At 44.2% G+C, this 17,978-nt stretch carries 18 protein-coding genes; 10 read left to right on the top strand and 8 right to left on the bottom strand.

What is annotated here, in order from left to right; all coding sequences use genetic code 11:
• Positions 1–27: 27 nt before the first annotated feature.
• From GVN20_RS05135 to GVN20_RS05145, 3 genes are all read left to right on the top strand, one after another.
• The gene (locus GVN20_RS05135; RefSeq protein WP_166557316.1) at positions 28–747 is read left to right on the top strand and encodes a LytTR family DNA-binding domain-containing protein; all 720 of its coding nucleotides are present in this window, start codon (positions 28–30) and stop codon (positions 745–747) included.
• 111 nt (positions 748–858) lie between these two features.
• Complete coding sequence (locus GVN20_RS05140) at positions 859–3,150, top strand: GH92 family glycosyl hydrolase (protein ID WP_166557317.1); 2,292 nt, start codon at positions 859–861, stop codon at positions 3,148–3,150.
• An 81-nt stretch (positions 3,151–3,231) separates the two neighbouring features.
• Complete coding sequence (locus tag GVN20_RS05145) at positions 3,232–4,284, top strand: VOC family protein (RefSeq protein ID WP_166557318.1); 1,053 nt, start codon at positions 3,232–3,234, stop codon at positions 4,282–4,284.
• 61 nt (positions 4,285–4,345) lie between these two features.
• Here the strand turns inward: GVN20_RS05145 and GVN20_RS05150 are convergent, their stop codons facing one another.
• Both GVN20_RS05150 and GVN20_RS05155 read right to left on the bottom strand, forming a co-directional pair.
• On the bottom strand, positions 4,346–4,888 hold the full coding sequence (locus GVN20_RS05150) for a hypothetical protein (RefSeq protein WP_166557319.1): 543 nt from the start codon (positions 4,886–4,888) through the stop codon (positions 4,346–4,348).
• A 150-nt stretch (positions 4,889–5,038) separates the two neighbouring features.
• Positions 5,039–5,923 carry an AraC family transcriptional regulator gene (locus tag GVN20_RS05155; protein WP_166557320.1) on the bottom strand — a complete coding sequence of 295 codons (885 nt, stop codon included), beginning with the start codon at positions 5,921–5,923 and terminating at the stop codon, positions 5,039–5,041.
• A 104-nt stretch (positions 5,924–6,027) separates the two neighbouring features.
• Here GVN20_RS05155 and GVN20_RS05160 point away from each other — a divergent pair, with 104 nt between their 5' ends.
• Positions 6,028–6,384 (top strand): DUF983 domain-containing protein, encoded by a 357-nt coding sequence (locus tag GVN20_RS05160; protein WP_166557321.1) that lies wholly within the window; start codon positions 6,028–6,030, stop codon positions 6,382–6,384.
• A 16-nt stretch (positions 6,385–6,400) separates the two neighbouring features.
• Here the strand turns inward: GVN20_RS05160 and GVN20_RS05165 are convergent, their stop codons facing one another.
• Positions 6,401–7,429: an RluA family pseudouridine synthase gene (locus GVN20_RS05165; protein WP_166557322.1), complete on the bottom strand. Its 1,029-nt coding sequence runs from the start codon at positions 7,427–7,429 to the stop codon at positions 6,401–6,403.
• 84 nt (positions 7,430–7,513) lie between these two features.
• On the opposite strand from GVN20_RS05165, the gene GVN20_RS05170 reads away from it, so the two are divergent.
• Positions 7,514–8,476 (top strand): hypothetical protein, encoded by a 963-nt coding sequence (locus GVN20_RS05170; RefSeq protein WP_166557323.1) that lies wholly within the window; start codon positions 7,514–7,516, stop codon positions 8,474–8,476.
• A 231-nt stretch (positions 8,477–8,707) separates the two neighbouring features.
• Positions 8,708–9,262 carry a translation initiation factor IF-3 gene (infC, locus tag GVN20_RS05175; RefSeq protein ID WP_166557324.1) on the top strand — a complete coding sequence of 185 codons (555 nt, stop codon included), beginning with the start codon at positions 8,708–8,710 and terminating at the stop codon, positions 9,260–9,262.
• 163 nt (positions 9,263–9,425) lie between these two features.
• Here the strand turns inward: infC and GVN20_RS05180 are convergent, their stop codons facing one another.
• The 4 genes from GVN20_RS05180 to GVN20_RS05195 form a co-directional block, all read right to left on the bottom strand.
• The gene (locus tag GVN20_RS05180; protein ID WP_166557325.1) at positions 9,426–10,322 is read right to left on the bottom strand and encodes a DMT family transporter; all 897 of its coding nucleotides are present in this window, start codon (positions 10,320–10,322) and stop codon (positions 9,426–9,428) included.
• 9 nt (positions 10,323–10,331) lie between these two features.
• Positions 10,332–11,675: a Gfo/Idh/MocA family protein gene (locus GVN20_RS05185; protein ID WP_166557326.1), complete on the bottom strand. Its 1,344-nt coding sequence runs from the start codon at positions 11,673–11,675 to the stop codon at positions 10,332–10,334.
• Positions 11,676–11,739: 64 nt separating this feature from the next.
• Positions 11,740–12,303 (bottom strand): DUF4126 domain-containing protein, encoded by a 564-nt coding sequence (locus tag GVN20_RS05190; RefSeq protein ID WP_166557327.1) that lies wholly within the window; start codon positions 12,301–12,303, stop codon positions 11,740–11,742.
• Between the two features lie 4 nt (positions 12,304–12,307).
• The gene (locus GVN20_RS05195; RefSeq protein WP_166557328.1) at positions 12,308–13,162 is read right to left on the bottom strand and encodes an SMP-30/gluconolactonase/LRE family protein; all 855 of its coding nucleotides are present in this window, start codon (positions 13,160–13,162) and stop codon (positions 12,308–12,310) included.
• 60 nt (positions 13,163–13,222) lie between these two features.
• Between GVN20_RS05195 and GVN20_RS05200 the strand changes: the two genes are divergently transcribed.
• Both GVN20_RS05200 and GVN20_RS05205 read left to right on the top strand, forming a co-directional pair.
• Entirely contained in the window at positions 13,223–13,843 is a 621-nt protein-coding gene (locus GVN20_RS05200) for a DUF1080 domain-containing protein (protein ID WP_114070142.1), read from the top strand.
• 189 nt (positions 13,844–14,032) lie between these two features.
• Positions 14,033–15,325, top strand: coding sequence for a DEAD/DEAH box helicase (locus GVN20_RS05205; RefSeq protein WP_166557329.1), 1,293 nt, complete (start codon positions 14,033–14,035; stop codon positions 15,323–15,325).
• 70 nt (positions 15,326–15,395) lie between these two features.
• On the opposite strand, the gene GVN20_RS05210 is transcribed toward GVN20_RS05205, so the two are convergent.
• A complete protein-coding gene (locus GVN20_RS05210) occupies positions 15,396–15,812 on the bottom strand; it encodes a Fur family transcriptional regulator (protein WP_166557330.1) in 417 nt (138 codons plus the stop codon).
• 166 nt (positions 15,813–15,978) lie between these two features.
• Between GVN20_RS05210 and mog the strand changes: the two genes are divergently transcribed.
• A complete protein-coding gene (gene mog / locus GVN20_RS05215) occupies positions 15,979–16,503 on the top strand; it encodes a molybdopterin adenylyltransferase (RefSeq protein ID WP_166557331.1) in 525 nt (174 codons plus the stop codon).
• Positions 16,504–16,646: 143 nt separating this feature from the next.
• The gene (locus GVN20_RS05220) at positions 16,647–17,918 is read left to right on the top strand and encodes an AGE family epimerase/isomerase (RefSeq protein ID WP_166557332.1); all 1,272 of its coding nucleotides are present in this window, start codon (positions 16,647–16,649) and stop codon (positions 17,916–17,918) included.
• The last annotated feature ends 60 nt before the right edge of the window (positions 17,919–17,978 follow it).

Below are 17,978 nucleotides of genomic sequence, written 5' to 3' on the forward strand. Positions count from 1 at the left end.
TCTAGTATCAATTTTAACTACTGAGTTATGCATAAACTACGCTGTATTGCGGTTGATGATGAACCTTTGGCGCTCGAACTTTTGGAAGATAATATCCGCCAGGTTCCCTTTTTGGAACTGGTGGCAAGCAGCCAAAACGCTTTTGAGGCAATGGATATACTGCACGAACAGAATGCGGATTTGATTTTTTTAGACATTCAAATGCCCGGAATTACGGGTGTCCAATTTTTGAAATCGTTGCAGGGGCAATCGTCATCTCCCATGGTAATTTTCATCACTGCCTATGAGCAATACGCACTAGAAGGATTTGAATTGGATGTAGTTGACTATTTGCTTAAACCCGTTTCGTTTGAGCGGTTTTTGAAGGCAGCCAATAAAGCATTCGAACTTTTCAAATTACGTCAACAGACACCCGCTCCTGAGTTATTATCGACGCATTTTTTTGTTAACGCCAATTATGCACTTGTAAAAATTCGTTACGATGAAATCACCTACATCGAAGGGTTGAAGGATTACGTAAAAATCTACCTTACCTCGGCACGCCATCCGGTTATTACTCGAATGACCTTGAAAGGGATTGAGCAAAAATTGCCTTCGCACGAATTTATGCGGGTACATAAATCTTACATTGTTTCATTGGATAAAATTCAGTCGGTGCGTAACCTAAAAATTCACATCGGAGAAGCTATTATCCCCGTTGGCGAGCAATACGTAGAAGAGTTTATGAAATCAATCGGCGAAAACTAAATATTTCCGTTTCTTTGAGGGGCCAATCGCCCGAATATACATAGAAATAAAGGCTTTTTTGAGTATAAAAAAGCCTTTATCTTTTTTTATGGCTATCATCCATTCTGCCGTATGAACTATCTAAATTTAGCCCCAATTCTTCTTTTACCCTCCCTGTGTTTTGCCCAAAAAAGTCCCATTCAGTACGTTAACCCTTACATTGGGTCAGCTCCTGCAGTTACTGAAAGTGCCCGTAGGCACAGCGAGGGAGCCAGTGAATTGCGTGGACAAATCTCCCCAGTTATCGGTCATCCTCATGGAATGACCACTTGGACGCCCCAAACCCGGTCAACGGAAACCAAATGCATTGCTCCTTACTATTATAACGACCCTAAAATCAACGGATTCCGGGCTTCGCATTGGCTCAACGGCAGTTGCGTTCAGGATTACGGTAGTATGGCGGTTATGCCAGTTTCGGGAAAACTGAAAGTTTTGTCCGACGAAAGAGCTGCCAGTTTTACGCACACACAGGAGGTGGTTACGCCTGCTTATTATTCCGTAGAACTCCTTGAATCAAAAATCAAAGCTGAACTCACCGCTACCCAACGGGCAGGACTTTTAAGGTTTACCTTTCGTCAAAAAGAAGCTGCTTATTTAGTCATTGAGCCCAACAGCGATGAAGGTGAAGGCTACGTTGAAATTTTTCCTGAACGTAAAGAAATTGTGGTTTTCAATCCCGTCCATCGGATTTATCAAGGAGCAGGTCAACCCGCAGGATTCAGTGGGTTTTACGTGCTTACTTTCGATAAACCCTTTAAATCTTACGGAACGTGGAAATTTAACGGTGTTCAACAGGCTGAAAAACAGGCTAAAGGAGATGGGCGGCGTGACCACGTGGGGGCTTACGTAGAATTTGAACAAGAAAAAAATCTCATCATTGATGTACGCGTAGGATCATCATTTACTGATTTGGAAGGTGCGCGACGGAATCTTAATGCCGAACTTTCAACCCTGAATTTTGACCAAATAAAGCAGAAAGCCGAACAGGCCTGGAACCTCGAATTGGGCAAAGTAAAAGTGAAAGGAACTGAGCAGGACAAGACCGTTTTTTATACCGCTTTGTATCACGCCAAACACACACCGCGTCTCTTTTCTGATGTTGACGGACGCTATCCGGGTTTTGCGGACGACACTCAAATTTATACCGCCAACGGATTTGATTATTACTGTGATTTTAGTCTTTGGGATACCTTCCGGGCGGCCATGCCACTGCACGCGTTGTTGGAGCCAAAACGTACTGGCCACATGATGCAGTCATTGACCAAAAAGGCTGAGCAGGGCGGATGGATGCCTATTTTCCCGTGTTGGAATCAATACACCGCTGCTATGATAGGCGACCATGTGGCTTCGGTCGTGGCCGATGCATACGCCAAAGGAATTCGGAATTTTGATGTGCAGTCGGCCTACCAGTATTTACGTAAAAATGCTTTTGAGGCCAACAAAGACCCCAAAAGCTACGAGTCAGGCAAGGGGAGGAGGGCTATGGAAAGTTATCTAAAATACAACTACATTCCACTCGAAGATTCGGTCTGGCAGGCTTTTCACAAGCGGGAGCAGACCTCCCGTACGCTCGAATATTCCTACGATGATTTTTGCCTCAGTACCCTTGCCAAGGCACTAGGCCATACCGAAGATCAAAAAACGTTGGCGTTGCGGGCGGCCAATTTTCGGAACGTCATTGATCCGCAAACTGGCTGGGCGCGCGGAAGGTATGCCGACGGTCGTTGGAGCCCTAATTTTAACCCATTTGCCTTAAGGGCTTCGTTTATCACCGAAGGTTCTCCTGCCCAATATACGTGGTTTGTGCCCCATGATATTGGGGGATTGATGAAAATAATGGGCGGCCGAGCGCCTTTTATCGCTAAATTGGATTCAATGTTTGAAAAAGGATACTACTGGCACGGCAACGAGCCGGGCCATCATACGGCTTATTTGTATTCCTACGGGGGCGCTCCTTGGAAAACCCAACGTTGGGTTCGTCAGCTAATCAAAGAGGAGTACACAGCTGACCCTGGTGGACTTAGCGGCAATGAAGATGGCGGACAGATGTCATCGTGGTTGGTATTTAGTATGATGGGTTTTTATCCCGTATGCCCCGGAAAACCCGTTTATATTCTGGGGAGCCCGAGTTTCAATGAGCTGTCGGTGACAATGCCGAATAGTAAATTGTTCAAAATAATTGCGACTGATAACTCACCTGCCAACGCCTACATACAGTCGGCTTCGTTGAATGGAAAACCGTTTTCAAAGCCCTATTTAACCCATGATCAATTGATAAAAGGAGGAACGTTGGTGTTGAAAATGGGTCCGAAACCCAATGAGACATGGGGGAACAATGCGCCTGAGTTGTCATCTGATTTTTAAAGGGAACATTCCTATTCTAGACGGACGTATTAAAAAATAATGTAAATTGTCCGGCAATAACTTACTTCCTTTTCTAACAATATGAACAACCTAATTAGTGGAATCCAGCAAGTGGGCATTGGCGTTCCGAACGCCAACGAAGTGTGGAAATGGTATCGGAAAACGCTGGGATTGAACGTACCCATTTTTAATGATGAAGCAGATGCAAAATTAATGACGAGTTATACCTCAGGGGAGGTACGACGCCGTCACGCCATTATGGCCCTAAATATGGCTGGTGGCGGTGGAGTTGAAATCTGGCAATACAAAAATAGAGTTCCTGTTGAGCCTTTGTTTGTTCCTGAATTAGGAGATTTAGGAATTTTTGCCATCAAAATCAAATGCCTCGATGTACCTAAGTTTTATGCACAATTGGCTGATTCTGAATATAAATCTTCTCCTGAAAACTCGCCTGAGCAACGGGCGAATTTTTGGCTGAAAGATTGCCGTGGCAACCTGTTGCAAATTGTACCAAATGAGTCTTGGTTTCGCCCCAACGGCTCGCTCACGGGTGGTGTGTGCGGAGCGGTGATTGGCGTGAGTAATATGGAAAAAGCCATTCAATTTTACGCCAATACCTTGCAGATTGACCAGATTGTGTACGATAAATCGGGCAAATTTGATGATTTTGATTTTGTAGACACCAAACAACAAAAATTCAGAAGAGTGTTACTTCGTAAAACCCTCGGAGAAACGGGCGCTTTTGGAAAACTGTTGGGAGGTATTGAAATAGAATTGGTGCAGGCGCTTGACCGCTCTCCGCGCAAAATCTTTGAAGACCGTGATTGGGGCGATGCGGGTTTTATTCACTTATGTTTTGATGCCCTTGATATGAATGCCCTCAAAACACGTTGTGAAGCCAACGGTTTTCCGTTTACGGTCGACAGCGCCGATTCGTTTGACATGGGCGAAGCGGCGGGGCGCTTTTCTTACGTCGAAGACCCTGATGGTACGCTCATTGAATTTGTGGAAACGCACCGCGTGCCGATTCTGAAAAAATTAGGAATTTATTTGAACCTCAAAAAGCGTAAAAAACAAACACATTTACCTGATTGGATGGTTGCTACGCTAGGTTGGGGCAAAGTGAAGGATTAAAAAAAACGGCTGAGTCATACTTGTTTTCAAGATAGCTCAGCCGTTTACAATGTTGTTTATATTATTTCATGTCTTCGATTGGAATGGGTTGATTGCGGTCCCATAAAGCCGTTACGTTAACAATTTTCCATTTTCCATCTTGCTTTTCCATGATGCGCGTTTCGGTGCTGTGGGTATAGTGTGTCATCTTTTGGTCACTGTTGTACTGGTTCCAAATGAGATACGCTACATCGCTGCTAAAAAACTTTACAATCATGTCTTTGCGGACAACTTTGGGGTTGTTGCTTCCGCCAGCCCCTGGCTTGTTGTCTTCAATATATCGTCCAATTTTGTCGTCTACTGCTTCCCACCCGATTTTTGGGTCAAAATAGCCATCTTTACTCCAAACTTGGAACGCATAGTTTGCCTGAACGAAGTTCTCTTTCCAGCAGTTGTAATCACCCTTGAAAAAGCACGAAGTCTCATTTTCAATGGTCTGCATGATAGCTTTTGTTTCCTTTTCTTCATCAATAGGAGTCATGGAAGAATTGGTTTTGCTATCGACATCATTGCAGGCGGTCAAAGCACAAAAAATAATTAACAGGGCAAAAAGTGTTGTTTTCATAAATACATATTTTTTAAATGTAAAGATTATGCACTTACCCTTGTAGCCCGCCAAAGAGCCTTTTTAGTGGCGTTTGACGATGCAATGAATATCTCTTATTTTGTTAACAAATCCAAATAAAGTGCAAATTATTTTTGAATTAATACCTTTTTATTGATTGGCCAATAGAGCCATTCGCTGTTGGAATTTTTTAGGGGATTCGCCTACGTATTTTTTGAAGAGTCGGATAAAGTAGGAATAATCATCGTAGCCAAGTTCATCCGCCACGGCAGATACGGTGAGGTCGTTGTAAATCAGCATCCGTTGCGCTTCTATCATTACCCTTTTCAAAATCAAATCTCCCGTGGTTTGATGAAGGGTTTCTTGACAGATTCGGTTTAGGTGTCGAGTGGTCATGTGCATCAAATCTGCGTATTCGTTGGGGAGCTTTTTAGTTTTATAGTGTGTATCAATCAATTTCTCTAACTGCTTCGTTCGAGCATAGTTGCTGTGTTGATTGTTAACCTTTAAACTTTCTTGTTTATATAACCGCGCCAGTTGTATATACACCATGTCAATCAATGAAACCAGTTTGTCAAATTTATAAGCTAAGTTTCGTTGATGCTCCTCAAAAATCGCCTTAAAAAGCGTTTCGAAACGCAATACTTCTTGTGATTCTAGATAAATAACCGGGTAATTGGTTTGCAGATAAAAGAAAGGAAAATGTTCTAACTTACGGGTAAGATATACGTCGTTGTAAAATGCCTGCGTATGAAAAAAGACGTATCCCTGCACATCTTCTGACAACTCCCAACTGTGGACTTGGCCTGGCGTGAGCAAAAAAACGCTACCCGCCCGTACTTCATAGGTATTGAAATCAATGTTGTGCAAACCGATGCCCGCGGTGAATAAGACGGTAATAAATGTGCTGTGTTTGTGCGGGGTGTTGACAAATCGGTGGCTTTCGAGGTGGGTTTTTAACTCATTGGCATAAAAAGAATGGACCATGCCTGATTCCAAAAAGGCATTAATACCATAAATGGGTAGTTGTTTCATACTAAAACGAGAAATGTCTGAATAATCCTGTTTTTAGCCACAAATATGCGTCAATTAAAGTGATAAATGGCTTTAAATTTGTATTATAAAAAAATACAATAACCATGTCTCTCATCCATTTAATGCAAAATAAATGCCCCAAATGTCAGCAGGGGCAAGTGTTTAGTACCACAAACTTGTTTAGTTTCAGACCCGCAAAGATGCAGGAGGAGTGTTCGCATTGCCGTCAAAATTTCAGCAAAGAGCCTGGCTTTTATTGGGGTGCCATGTACGTAAGTTATGGATTGGCCACGCTGGAAATGGCGCTGACCTACGTTTTTTTGATTTTAATTGGGATTGATGCTTTTGATTTCTTAAATCTTGGGGTTTGTATTGCCCTTGTGCTGGTTCTTTTTCCGTTTAATTTCCGATTGGCACGACTGATATGGCTCTATCTTTTTACCAATTTGATAGAGTCATAATAGTAGAAAAACGGCGTTATTCAGCCACGAATTTTTCCCATTTGGCCAAAACAGCCATAAAATCTTCTGGTAATTCTGATTCAAACTGCATCCATTGTTTGGTTCGGGGGTGTTCAAATCCGAGGGATTTGGCGTGCAGTGCTTGGCGCGGCATGAGTTGAAAGCAATTCTCGACAAAGGCTCGGTAGCTGCCGCTCGTAGTGCCACGCAAAACCTTGTCGCCGCCGTAGACAGAATCACTAAAAAGCGGATGTCCAATGTGCTGAAAATGCGCCCTGATTTGGTGGGTACGGCCCGTTTCGAGGTTGCACTGAACCAGTGAAGTATACTTAAAAGATTTCAATACTTTGTAGTGCGTTATGGCGTGTTTTCCTTGGCTTCCATCCTCGTACACGTCCATTACTTTACGGTCCCGGGCGCTGCGGCCTACGTGCCCTACGATTGTTCCTGCGGTTTCTTTGGGTTCTCCCCATACCAACGCTTGGTAGGTACGTTCGGTGGTATGTTCAAAAAATTGACGGGCAATGTGCGCCATGGCATATTCAGTTTTGGCAATGACCAACAGCCCCGAAGTATCTTTGTCGATTCGGTGAACCAGCCCGGGCCTTGCTTCCCCGTTTCTACCCGTGGGTAAATGTTGGAAATGGTACACCAGCGCGTTGACGACCGTTCCAGACCAGTTGCCATAAGCGGGGTGAACGACCATTCCAGCGGGTTTGTTAAGTACCAAAACCTCATCATCTTCGTAGACAATGTTTAGCGGTATATTTTCGGCCACAATGTCGGTTTCGCGCGGGGGATGCGGCATTGACACCGTTATGATGTCAAAGGGCTTGACTTTATAACTTGATTTTACCGCTTTCTCGTTTACCTTAACCGACTCAGTTTCAATGGCATTTTGGAGTTTGGTACGCGTAACGTTTGAAAGATGATGTTTGAGGTATTGATCAATCCTCATCAAGGTTTGCCCACGGTCCACAACGATTCTGTGATGTTCATACAATTCATCTTCTTCGTCGGTTGTAAGCAATTGATTTTCCGTCATTGAAATATTTTTTTAAATTTCGCAATAATTTCCTGAGAATTGCGTTTCTTGGGCTGATAACTACTCTTAATAATTGATTAACTTATGGACTATAACCAAGGACAAAAGAAAGATCGTAAAAGCCTACTTCTAGCTGCATTGGCAATTTTGGCCCTTCTAAACGTGGTTCTTATCTATTTCTTTTACAAAGAACGGGAAAAGAACAAAGAACAAGAAACCGTAATTGCCGCCAAGACCGAAGAAGTGGTAGCTGCAAAAATGAAACTTGACTCCATTTCGGCCCAATTGGATGCAAAAATAGCTGAAATTCAGCAGTTAGGTGGCCAAGTTGATTCATTGGTATCATTGAAACAACAACTTGAAAAGGATAAAGCAGCTTTAAGAAATGCTTCAAGTGCCGCATCGGTAGATATTTCTAAATACAAACAGAAAATTGCCAACTATGAAGCTATTTTGGTCCAAAAAGACTCTGATATTGCCAAATTGAAGGAGGAACTAGGGATTGTAACGGCCCAAAACCAAGAACTTAGTTCGAAAGTTACGGGGCTCGAAGGTGAAAAAGCAACGTTGCAGAGAACCTTCGAAGATTCGGTTGGTCAGTTGAGCAACAAAAACCGTGAATTGGCGGAGAAAGTAACGATTGCATCGGCCCTAAAAGCAGAAAAGATTGCGGTAAATGCGGTTTCTTCCAAAGGAAAAGAACGCGATGGTGGAGCTTACCGAGCCAAACGTATCGACAAACTCAAAGTTGATTTTGACCTTGCGGCCAATCCAATTTCACCCAACGGCGAGCGTGAAGTTTACCTCCGCATTCTTGACCCCGAAGGTGCTGTGATGGCCGATATGGCTACTGGTTCGGGTACTTTTGTGTACTCAGGTCGGGAAACAGTCTATACTGCAAAACAAACCTTGAATTACAGCAACGAAGGCTCGCAGGGGTCTATCATCTACTCACGGGGTGGAATTCCGCTTAAAAAAGGCGAACATATCATTGAGTTGTATTGCCAAGGGTTTAGAATTGGTTCAACTACCTTCAAAGTCAAATAGAATTATTATTGGTAAATAATAGTGCTGTAAGAGTTGATGGATAATGATTAAGCCCTGTTGCTTAACTCGTTATCCATTAACTCTTAACTTTTTTAGGACTAACCCCTTAATAATCACATTTAAACGTTAATTTTGTAGATAAGTAAACTTTTTTGTGCGAAATCTTGTAGAACTTTCAACAATTCATTAGTTTTCGCATCAAACATAAAACTATCATAATTTAAGTACTGAATGGCTCAACAACAACGCAGACCTTTTCGACCCGTTAGACAAGAAGAACCGTACCGCATCAATGAACGTATCCGCGTCCCCCAAGTTCGTTTAGTTGGTGAAAATGTCCCCCAAGGTATATATGACATTCAGCAAGCTATCAAGTTTGCCGAAGAGCAAAACCTTGATTTGGTAGAGATATCGCCCAATGCAGTTCCGCCCGTTTGTAAAGTAATTGACTATTCCAAGTTCAAATACGAACAAAAGAAAAAGCAGAAAGAAATCAAGGCCAACGCCCAAAAAGTGGTCATCAAAGAGATTCGTTTCAGCCCCACAACTGACGATCACGACTATGACTTCAAATTGAAGCACGCCATTAACTTTCTGAAAGAAGGAGCTAAAGTAAAGGCTTATGTGCAGTTTTCAGGTCGTGAAATTGTGTTCAAAGACCAAGGCTACAAGCTTTTGGAACGATTTGCCAAAGCATTGGAGGAAATGGGGAAAGTCGAACTTGAACCCAAACTCGAAGGAAAACGCATGAGCATGATTTTGACTCCTAAGGCCATCAAAAAATAGTCTCTTGTGAATATAATTTTCAATTGTAGAAAGCTTTTTTGTTTTCACTTTTGAAAAGATAATAAAAAGCATTGACGACAGATTTTTCTGTCGTCAATGCTTTTCTTGTTTTTGATGTACGAATCTAATAGCCCAGATTTTAGTGTTGAAAAGTAGAAGGGTTTTACTTGAACAAGATAATCAAAACAGCCCCAACGACCATGACGGCGGCCCCAGCGAGTTTACGCCATAACTGTTTCTCATCAAAAAACTGTACGCCAAAAAACACACTCACCAAGGCTGATACTTGAAACAACGCCAAAGCGTAACTCACCTGAATTCCTTCAAATGCATAATTGGTTGAAAGTTGCATCAACCCCGATGAAAGCCCGAGGGCCAAGAAATACCATTTGTAATTTTTTAGAATACGAAAGTGAGGTCGAAAAGACGCGTTTTTTTGGGTATAAAGGAACGCCATTAAAGAAAACAAGAAACCACCGATGCACCAAGAAACAAAAGCAAGGTTGGCGCTGGTGGCAACAATGATTTTTTTGAGATAAAGTGCGTCGATGGCGGAAAAAAATAAGGCCAACAAGCGGTATTGCACATCCTTTTGTTTGAAAATAGCCCAACTGAGCCCCTTCGTTGAAGAAGGTTGAGTGATGACAAAGTAACTGCCAGCAATAATCAATGTCATCCCCCCAATACCCCACACATTGGGGATTTCACCCAATAAAAATAATCCAAATACGAGACTTACTAGGGCTTTATAGGCATTGATAGGCCCCAGAACCGACAAGTCGCCTCGGTGAAGTGATTTGACCAGAAAATAGTTTCCAGCAACGCCTAATGTGTTAAAAATGAATGAGTTGTACCAAAATGAAATGGGTAAGTTTTTTGGGAGATTAGGCAAAAGGTAAAATAAACAACCGATGCTCAAAATCCCGTAGGTGCTGGTAACCACAAAAAGGGGATTGGCTTGGCGCTGGGTTAGGTACTTTTGGAAAACGTTAGATACTGGGTTTACCAAAATCCTAACCCCAATCGCCAAGGCGGTAGTAGATATTAAAAATAATAGCATTTGCTTTTTCTACGTCAATTTGAGGTTTTTGGGGTCCCAATTCACCACTTTTTTCTCAAAGTAGCTTTTGTTGCAGGCCAACACAGGAGCGGCCGCTCGGAATCCAAAAAGTGGATCTTCGACAACTGGGGTGTTATTTAATATCCCTTCGAAAAAGTTTGCAAAATGGTTTTTGTGCGCGTCATCTTCTTTAGGTGCGTCAAAAAGTACTTCTTTGATGGGTTCTGGCGTACGCGTTTCGGCGGGGTACTTGGCGTCATAAGCGGCGAGGTATTCCTGTTGCTGTGCGTTTGAAAACGTACCAAAGCTCTCACCGTTACCGTATCCGGGAGCGGCGGCGAGTTTGCGTTTGGTTAAAGTGAGAGAGTTGCCGCCAAAGGTAATTTCGCCTTCGTTACCCACAATACGGGTCACGTTTTTGATAGAGCCTGCGTTGGCAAAATTCACCCTCAGCACCATCTGAAAGGAGTCTAATTTGCCCATGGCGGGATATTCCATGGTGGCAACCATGACGTCGGGCACGTCGCGGCCGTCTTTCCAGTAGGAGAGTTGTCCTGACGAAAAAATACGATTAGGCCCCAACGAGCCCGTCACGAAGTGAACGCCCGTAATGAGGTGGATAAACAAATCGCCTGCTACACCCGTACCATAGTCGCGGTAGTTGCGCCAGCGGAAAAAGCGTACGGGGTCAAAAGCCCGTTTGGGGGCATCTCCCAAAAATGTCTCCCAATCAATGGTTTTGAGAGAGGCATCGGATGGGATGGAGTATTGCCACGCCCCAATGGCGTTGAAACGGTCGTTTGTTGATTCAATAAAATTAATCATACCGATGTCGCCCGCTTCTACGAGACGTTTGGCTTCTTTAAAAGCCGCCCCGCTGATGCGTTGACTGCCTACTTGCATCACTTTGCCAGCTGCTTTGGCTGCGGCAATGACCGCAGCTCCTTCTTCGATGTGTTGCACCATTGGTTTTTCACAATAAACGTGCTTGCCCTTTTTGAGGGCCGCAATCGAAATACGGTCGTGCCAGTGGTCAGGCGTAACAATGAGTACCGCATCGACATCTTTGCGTTCGAGTACTTCGCGATAATCTCGGGTCGTAACTACATGATTACCAAATACTTCTTTGGCATGGGTTAGGCGACCATCGTATAAGTCAGCCACGGCTACCAATTCACACATTCCAGTGCGTAGTGCGGCGTTGGTATCCGAAAATCCCTGAATTCCCATCCCAATAGTGGCAATACGGATTTTATTGTCGTTCAGGCTTTTGATAATATTAAAATGAGGAACAGCGGTTGAGGCAGTAACAGCACCTAATTGTTTGACGAAGGTGCGGCGGTCAGTTTTCATACTTCAAGGGGTCTAAAGGTGAATCGAGGGTTGGTAAAATAAATAGCTAGTAACTAAAAGGAAATCATGTTGTTACCTTACTTTTTCGACGAGTGATTTTCCGGAAAAGCCATCCTATGAATAAAACAACTACCACAAACGCAATGATGGGAAACCAGAACGTAAAAAAAGTGAACAAAACGGATAGAATATTTTCAAACGTAGCTACGACGGGATTGGCCATCCCGCCGCTAAACTTTGTGGAAGCCAGCCGAACCATGCTCGTGCCAGCCTGAATAAATCCCGCCGTACCACCGCCCATGATGAGCCCAAGTCCCCATTGCAAAACGGGGTTGTCAATCTCCACAAACGAAGTAGTCAACAGCGTACCTGCGGCAAAAGCGGCGGGTGTAGCAATCGTATCTAGTAGGTTGTCGACCCAAGGAATGTAATATCCCCCAATTTCGAGTACTGTGGCGGTAGCTAAAATCCCGATGGCGGTCCACGTACCCATCCATTCAAAGCCCGTGGTGACATTGGCCAAATCAAAGTGAACCGCCAAACTACTCAGCAGAAGTGGCACAAACACCCGAAATCCCGAACAGGCGGCTAAACCAACGCCCAAACAAAGGCTGAGGAAGATTTCCATACTTTTACTTTATGGTATACGCCGTAACCGTATTCTTGTAAAAATTGGGAATAAGGACCGTTTTTGTTTGTGGAATATAGCCGAAGTCGGCGGTGTTGACTTGGGGGTTTTTGCTGTCGATAAGTTTCCAGACTTTACCATCTGGTTTTACGTAATAAACCTCTCCGTGCCAGCACGAAATCAGGTAATCGTCGCCATAGCGAAGGATGCCATCGGCGGTTTTGTTGGTCATGGCCCAAGAGGTATATTTTTTGGAGGCATAATCCATCTTCCAGAGGTTTCCTGAGCCCGCTGAAGCCACAATGAGCTGGTCTTTTTCGGCAAAAACCCCGTTGGGCCCCTGCAAATTGGGGTCATCTAGAAACAGTTCCATTTTGCCGTCGGCGTAGCGGTAGAGTTTATGGCCGCGCGAATCACTGACAAACACTTCGCCTTTCGGGCTTACGCTTACGTCGTTGAGCATGATTGAATTTACGGCGGCGTGTCGATTAAGAATTTTGCCCGTTTTTAAATCAATTTCTACCAAGTCTTTCAAGTCGGCAACAAACAGTGAATTTTTGAGAATGCCCATGCCTTTGGGGTCGTTGAGTCCCGTAGCCCATTGCAGGGTTTTGATTTTGCCATCGGTGCTCAAAACTGATATAAAACCATCACCATCAGGGTTTTCAACGTTGACTTTATTCATGTTAGCGACAAAAAGCCGTTTTCCTTGTGGATCATATTGTACAGATTCTGGCGTTCGCAATAACGTATCAGATTTCCATAGTTGATTCAAAATGACGGGGGCGCTGTCTTGAGAAAAAGCGGGAGTGAAGAGACAATAACTGAGAAGGCTAAGAATAAAAATGTAAGTTTTCACGGTAAATAACGTTTAGTGGTGACTTAATTTATGAAATTAAACACTTTATTTTTAAAAGCAATGAAGTTATCTAAACTACGCGTCTATCTATTGTTAACGGTTCCATGCTGTTTGCTCGCTTTTTCAACCCTGGCTCAAAAGAAGGAAAAGCTTTTCAATGGTAAGGATTTGACAGGCTGGAAAATTTACGGAACCGAAAAATGGTTCGTTGAAAAGGGAGAATTGGTGTGCGAAAGCGGCCCCGACAAAGGCTACGGTTATTTGGCGACCGAAAAAACTTACAAAAACTTTGAGTTAAGTGTGGATTTCAAACAGGGAGCCAACGGTAACAGCGGTGTATTCATCCGTTCGAATATCCCCGATGGTAGCACCAAAATTAGCGGATGGCAGGTAGAAGTGGCGCCGCCAAACCACGATACGGGCGGTATTTATGAATCCTACGGCAGAGGCTGGATTATTCAAATCCCTGACGAAAAAGAAGGATTTTTGAAATTCGGCGAGTGGAATACCCTTAAAATTCGCGCCGAAGGAGCGCGGGTACAAACTTGGCTCAACGGACACGAGATGGTCGACCTGACCGATGAAAAATTGGGTGCTGGAAATGGCTCCATCGCACTCCAAATCCACGATGGCGGTGGAATAAAAGTAAACTGGAAAAACTTGGTAATTAAGCCGTTATAGTGTTTTAGGGGGGGATATATTTTTATCTCATCCCAAAAAGCGTTATCTTTGAACGCAATTCGCAGAAAGACCTTCCATCTCCGGGTAACTTTGCCTGTAAGATATGGGAGGTTTTTTTTATAAAACAGTACCTAATGCTGATCTGCTCCGTCCTAACTTTTGATTTGGCAGGTCGTTTATCACATTCTTATGACATTTGATTCATTAAATTTAATAGAGCCGATTCTGAGGTCAATAAAAACAGAAGGCTACACTACCCCCACACCCATACAAGAACAAGCTATTCCGATCGTACTTGAAGGAAAAGACCTGTTGGGATGCGCCCAAACAGGAACTGGCAAGACGGCGGCTTTTGCCATTCCCATTCTTCAGTTGTTGGTGCAGCGCCAAACACACGCTACGCGCCGCGAAAAGCGCACCATTAAGGCACTTATTTTGACCCCCACCCGTGAGTTAGCCATTCAAATCGGTGAAAGCTTTGCGGCCTATGGCCGTCATACGGGATTGAAACATACCGTGATTTTTGGTGGGGTAAAACAATTACGCCAAACGGATTCTCTGCAAAATGGCGTAGATATTTTAATCGCAACCCCAGGTCGATTGATTGACCTGATGGCGCAGCGTTTTGTAAGTTTAAAGCACCTTGAAATCTTCGTATTGGATGAAGCTGACCGGATGCTTGATATGGGTTTTGTCCACGATGTTCGGAGAATCATCGCCGTGATTCCTCCCCAACGCCAATCTTTGTTCTTTTCGGCAACAATGCCTCCCGAAATCGTAAAGCTCGCGGACACCATTTTGGTTAAACCCGAAAAAGTAGAAGTGACGCCCGTTTCTTCGACTGTTGATATCATTCAACAATCCGTGTTTTTTGTCGATAAAGACAATAAAAACGCGTTGTTGCTCCATATTTTGGAGGATAAATCTATTGAAACAGCCTTGGTTTTTACGCGTACAAAGCACGGTGCCGACAAAGTAGTGAAAGTGCTATTACGTCATGAGATTAAGGCAGAAGCCATTCACGGTAATAAATCGCAGAATGCCCGTCAAAATGCGTTGAATAACTTCAAGGAAAAAACCACCCGGGTGTTGGTGGCAACCGATATTGCGGCCCGCGGAATAGACGTTGATGAATTGGCGTATGTGATTAATTTTGAGATTCCTGAGATTCCCGAAACTTACGTGCACCGGATTGGACGCACGGGGAGGGCAGGAGCCAAAGGCACCGCCTATTCGTTTTGTGACAATGAAGAAAGAGGTTCGTTGAAAGATATTCAGAAACTGATTGCCAAGGTGATTCCGGTGGTGGAAGAGCATCCTTTTCCATTAAGTCAAAAGCCTGGTAACGAAGCGCCCAAGCCGCACAATGTGGCCCGAGGTAATCGACCGAGTCGACCGAATTCTCATTCACAAAATCAGTCGAAGCCTTCAGTCACAACGGCTGACCGGGATAAGAAGCCTTGGTTTAAGAGAAGCCGATAACTGAGCAATTTATAAGTAAGCCTCACTCCATACCGACAAAAAAGGAAACGAGTGAGGCATTTTTTTGCCCTTATTTGCTACAAATGGGACAAACTCCCTGAATCAGCAGATTTACTTCTTTGGTTGCAAATCCCTGCGGAAGTTTTACGGAAGGAATATGCACTTGATCTAAGCAGGTTGTTTTTCCACAAAGTTCACACTTAAAATGGACGTGGTCGTGGTGGTGGTCGTGGTCATGACACACTTCTTTGCAAAGCGCGTAGCGGAGGCCATCTTCGTCCAATACCTTGTGAATGATGCCTTTATCAACAAACGTTTTAAGGGTACGATATATCGTCACGCGGTCGTAGCGGTCCTGCAAGCCGTTTTCTAAATCTCCGTGCGAAAGCGCCGAATCGCGGTTGTGCAGTATATCTAAAATGTCTTCACGGCAGCCCGTATGGCGCAATTCGTGTAAACGTAATGTATCTTTGGCGAATGTATTCATAGGATGGAATCCCTTAACCAGTGATTGGTGGCTGTAATGGGATTGGGAAATTTATACCAATAAACTTTCCAACGCCAGCCTTGTTACTGTTAAACTAATTTAAACCCTCCGAAAGTTCTCAACTTTCGGGAAGTTATCAAAATTACCACGTTTAATTTCTGAATTCATGATAAAAATCGGCATTATCAATGTTTCTGACCGTGCCAGCGCAGGAGTGTACGAAGACATTCCGGGCAAGGCCATCGTTTCTACCCTTAATGAATATCTAACCAGCCAATGGGAGCCCGTATACCGCGTTATTCCTGATGAGCAACATCTTATCAGTCAGGCGCTTGTGGAAATGGCTGACCGAGAAAACTGCTGTTTAGTAGTGACCTGCGGCGGCACGGGCCCCGCCCCGCGCGACGTAACTCCCGAAGCGACCGAAGCCGTTTGCCATAAAATGATGCCCGGTTTTGGCGAACTGATGCGGCAAGTGAGTTTGCAGTACGTTCCTACTGCCATTTTGTCGCGCCAAACGGCGGGTATTCGTGGTAAAACCCTGATTGTGAACCTGCCCGGCAAACCATCGGCCATTCGGCAGTGCTTAGACGCCGTTTTTCCAGCCATTCCTTATTGCATTGATTTGATTGGGGGACCTTTTTTGGAAGCCAATGAGACGGTTATAAAGGTATTCAGGCCGAAATCATAATGTGTGAAATGGCACGAAGCTATAGTTGAGTCATAGTTTGAAAGTTATGCGTAATGAAATAGCCTAAATAAAGGTTGAATCAGTATTTTATGCACTATTTGGCATTTTAGAGTCAATAAATACATAAATCATTACCTTAAACTATGACTTCTGAAAAAATTGCGTCTCTCCGTCAGGAAATTGCAACGTATCTCACCAGTGGCTTACTGCCCTTTTGGATTACCCGTACCGTTGACAAAGAAAACGGGGGTTTCCTCACTCATTTTGACCAGTTTGGGCACGATTCGGGCGAAGATGAGAAATCGTTGATTGCGCAATCGCGCTCCGTTTTTACCTACTCTTCTGCGCACCGTGCCGGGTATGGAGATGGGGTTTTGGCCGAAATGGCCCGCCACGGGGTGGATTATTTAATCAACAACATGTGGGACAATGAGTACGGTGGGTTTTATTGGATGACCAACCGCAAGGGCGAAGTGACCATTGACCAAAAAATCGTCTATGGACTCAGTTTTTGCATTTACTCATTGAGCGAATACACCCTCGCTACGGGTGACCCACGCGGACAAGAATACGCCGAAAAAACCTTTGATTTGCTCCAAAAATACGCCGTTGATACGCACTATGGTGGTTATTTTGAGATGTTTAACCGCGATTGGACGCTCAAAGGGCCAGGTGCCGCGGGCGGTGACCGCAAAACGCTCGATGTACACATGCACCTAATGGAGGCTTACACGACGCTGTATGAATGTACCGGCAAGGAAATTCATCGTCGTAAACTGCTGGAAACCATTGAGTTGCTTGTAAGCCGTGTCATGCATCCCGAATATGGAACGGGCATTCCGCAGTTTTGGGCAGATTGGAGCGTAGCTCCGCAAATCAAATTCGACATTGTTTGGGGCTGGGACCGCTTCAATCCCGATGGCCTTAAATCAGCCGCCGAAGACAATACCAGCTATGGGCACAATTCGGAATTTGCGTGGCTTCTGATGCACGCCTTAGATATTTTAGGATTGCCGTATGATACCTACCGCGATCAAATCACGAAATCGTACACCCACGCGGTAGAAAATGGCGTCGATTGGGAATTTGGCGGAGTATACGTAGAAGGCTCACACGCAGGACAGGTATATGATAAAGAAAAGGAGTTTTGGCAACAGGCCGAAATGCTCATCGGCATGTTGGATGCCTATCGTTTCCTCAAAGATGAAAAATACCTGCAAGCCTACGAAAATATCCACCGTTTTGTGTTCGACAAAATGATTAACCATTCCTTGGGCGAATGGTGGCCGCTGATGACCCGCGAAGGCGAACCCATCTGGAAGCATATGAGCCACTCTTGGAAAATCAATTACCACGATGTCCGCTCGATGGTGCAGTCCATTGTGCGGTTGGATAAGATTGCCAAGGGAGTGTAGAGACTAAAATACCTAAACGGTTTTCTCTGGTCATAAGATAAAATCCAGTGACACGAGGAA

Source organism: Runella sp. CRIBMP, from assembly GCF_009905605.1.
Classification (GTDB): Bacteria; Bacteroidota; Bacteroidia; order Cytophagales; family Spirosomataceae; genus Runella.

Coding starts and splice junctions, on each gene's coding strand:
- GVN20_RS05200 (WP_114070142.1), top strand. CDS start 13,223: ATGAAGTTATCTAAACTACGCGTCTATCTATTGTTAACGGTTCCATGC.
- infC (WP_166557324.1), top strand. CDS start 8,708: ATGGCTCAACAACAACGCAGACCTTTTCGACCCGTTAGACAAGAAGAA.
- GVN20_RS05185 (WP_166557326.1), bottom strand. CDS start 11,675: ATGAAAACTGACCGCCGCACCTTCGTCAAACAATTAGGTGCTGTTACT.
- GVN20_RS05160 (WP_166557321.1), top strand. CDS start 6,028: ATGTCTCTCATCCATTTAATGCAAAATAAATGCCCCAAATGTCAGCAG.
- GVN20_RS05135 (WP_166557316.1), top strand. CDS start 28: ATGCATAAACTACGCTGTATTGCGGTTGATGATGAACCTTTGGCGCTC.
- GVN20_RS05205 (WP_166557329.1), top strand. CDS start 14,033: ATGACATTTGATTCATTAAATTTAATAGAGCCGATTCTGAGGTCAATA.
- GVN20_RS05210 (WP_166557330.1), bottom strand. CDS start 15,812: ATGAATACATTCGCCAAAGATACATTACGTTTACACGAATTGCGCCAT.
- GVN20_RS05165 (WP_166557322.1), bottom strand. CDS start 7,429: ATGACGGAAAATCAATTGCTTACAACCGACGAAGAAGATGAATTGTAT.
- GVN20_RS05145 (WP_166557318.1), top strand. CDS start 3,232: ATGAACAACCTAATTAGTGGAATCCAGCAAGTGGGCATTGGCGTTCCG.
- GVN20_RS05220 (WP_166557332.1), top strand. CDS start 16,647: ATGACTTCTGAAAAAATTGCGTCTCTCCGTCAGGAAATTGCAACGTAT.
- GVN20_RS05155 (WP_166557320.1), bottom strand. CDS start 5,923: ATGAAACAACTACCCATTTATGGTATTAATGCCTTTTTGGAATCAGGC.
- GVN20_RS05170 (WP_166557323.1), top strand. CDS start 7,514: ATGGACTATAACCAAGGACAAAAGAAAGATCGTAAAAGCCTACTTCTA.
- GVN20_RS05150 (WP_166557319.1), bottom strand. CDS start 4,888: ATGAAAACAACACTTTTTGCCCTGTTAATTATTTTTTGTGCTTTGACC.
- mog (WP_166557331.1), top strand. CDS start 15,979: ATGATAAAAATCGGCATTATCAATGTTTCTGACCGTGCCAGCGCAGGA.
- GVN20_RS05140 (WP_166557317.1), top strand. CDS start 859: ATGAACTATCTAAATTTAGCCCCAATTCTTCTTTTACCCTCCCTGTGT.
- GVN20_RS05180 (WP_166557325.1), bottom strand. CDS start 10,322: ATGCTATTATTTTTAATATCTACTACCGCCTTGGCGATTGGGGTTAGG.
- GVN20_RS05190 (WP_166557327.1), bottom strand. CDS start 12,303: ATGGAAATCTTCCTCAGCCTTTGTTTGGGCGTTGGTTTAGCCGCCTGT.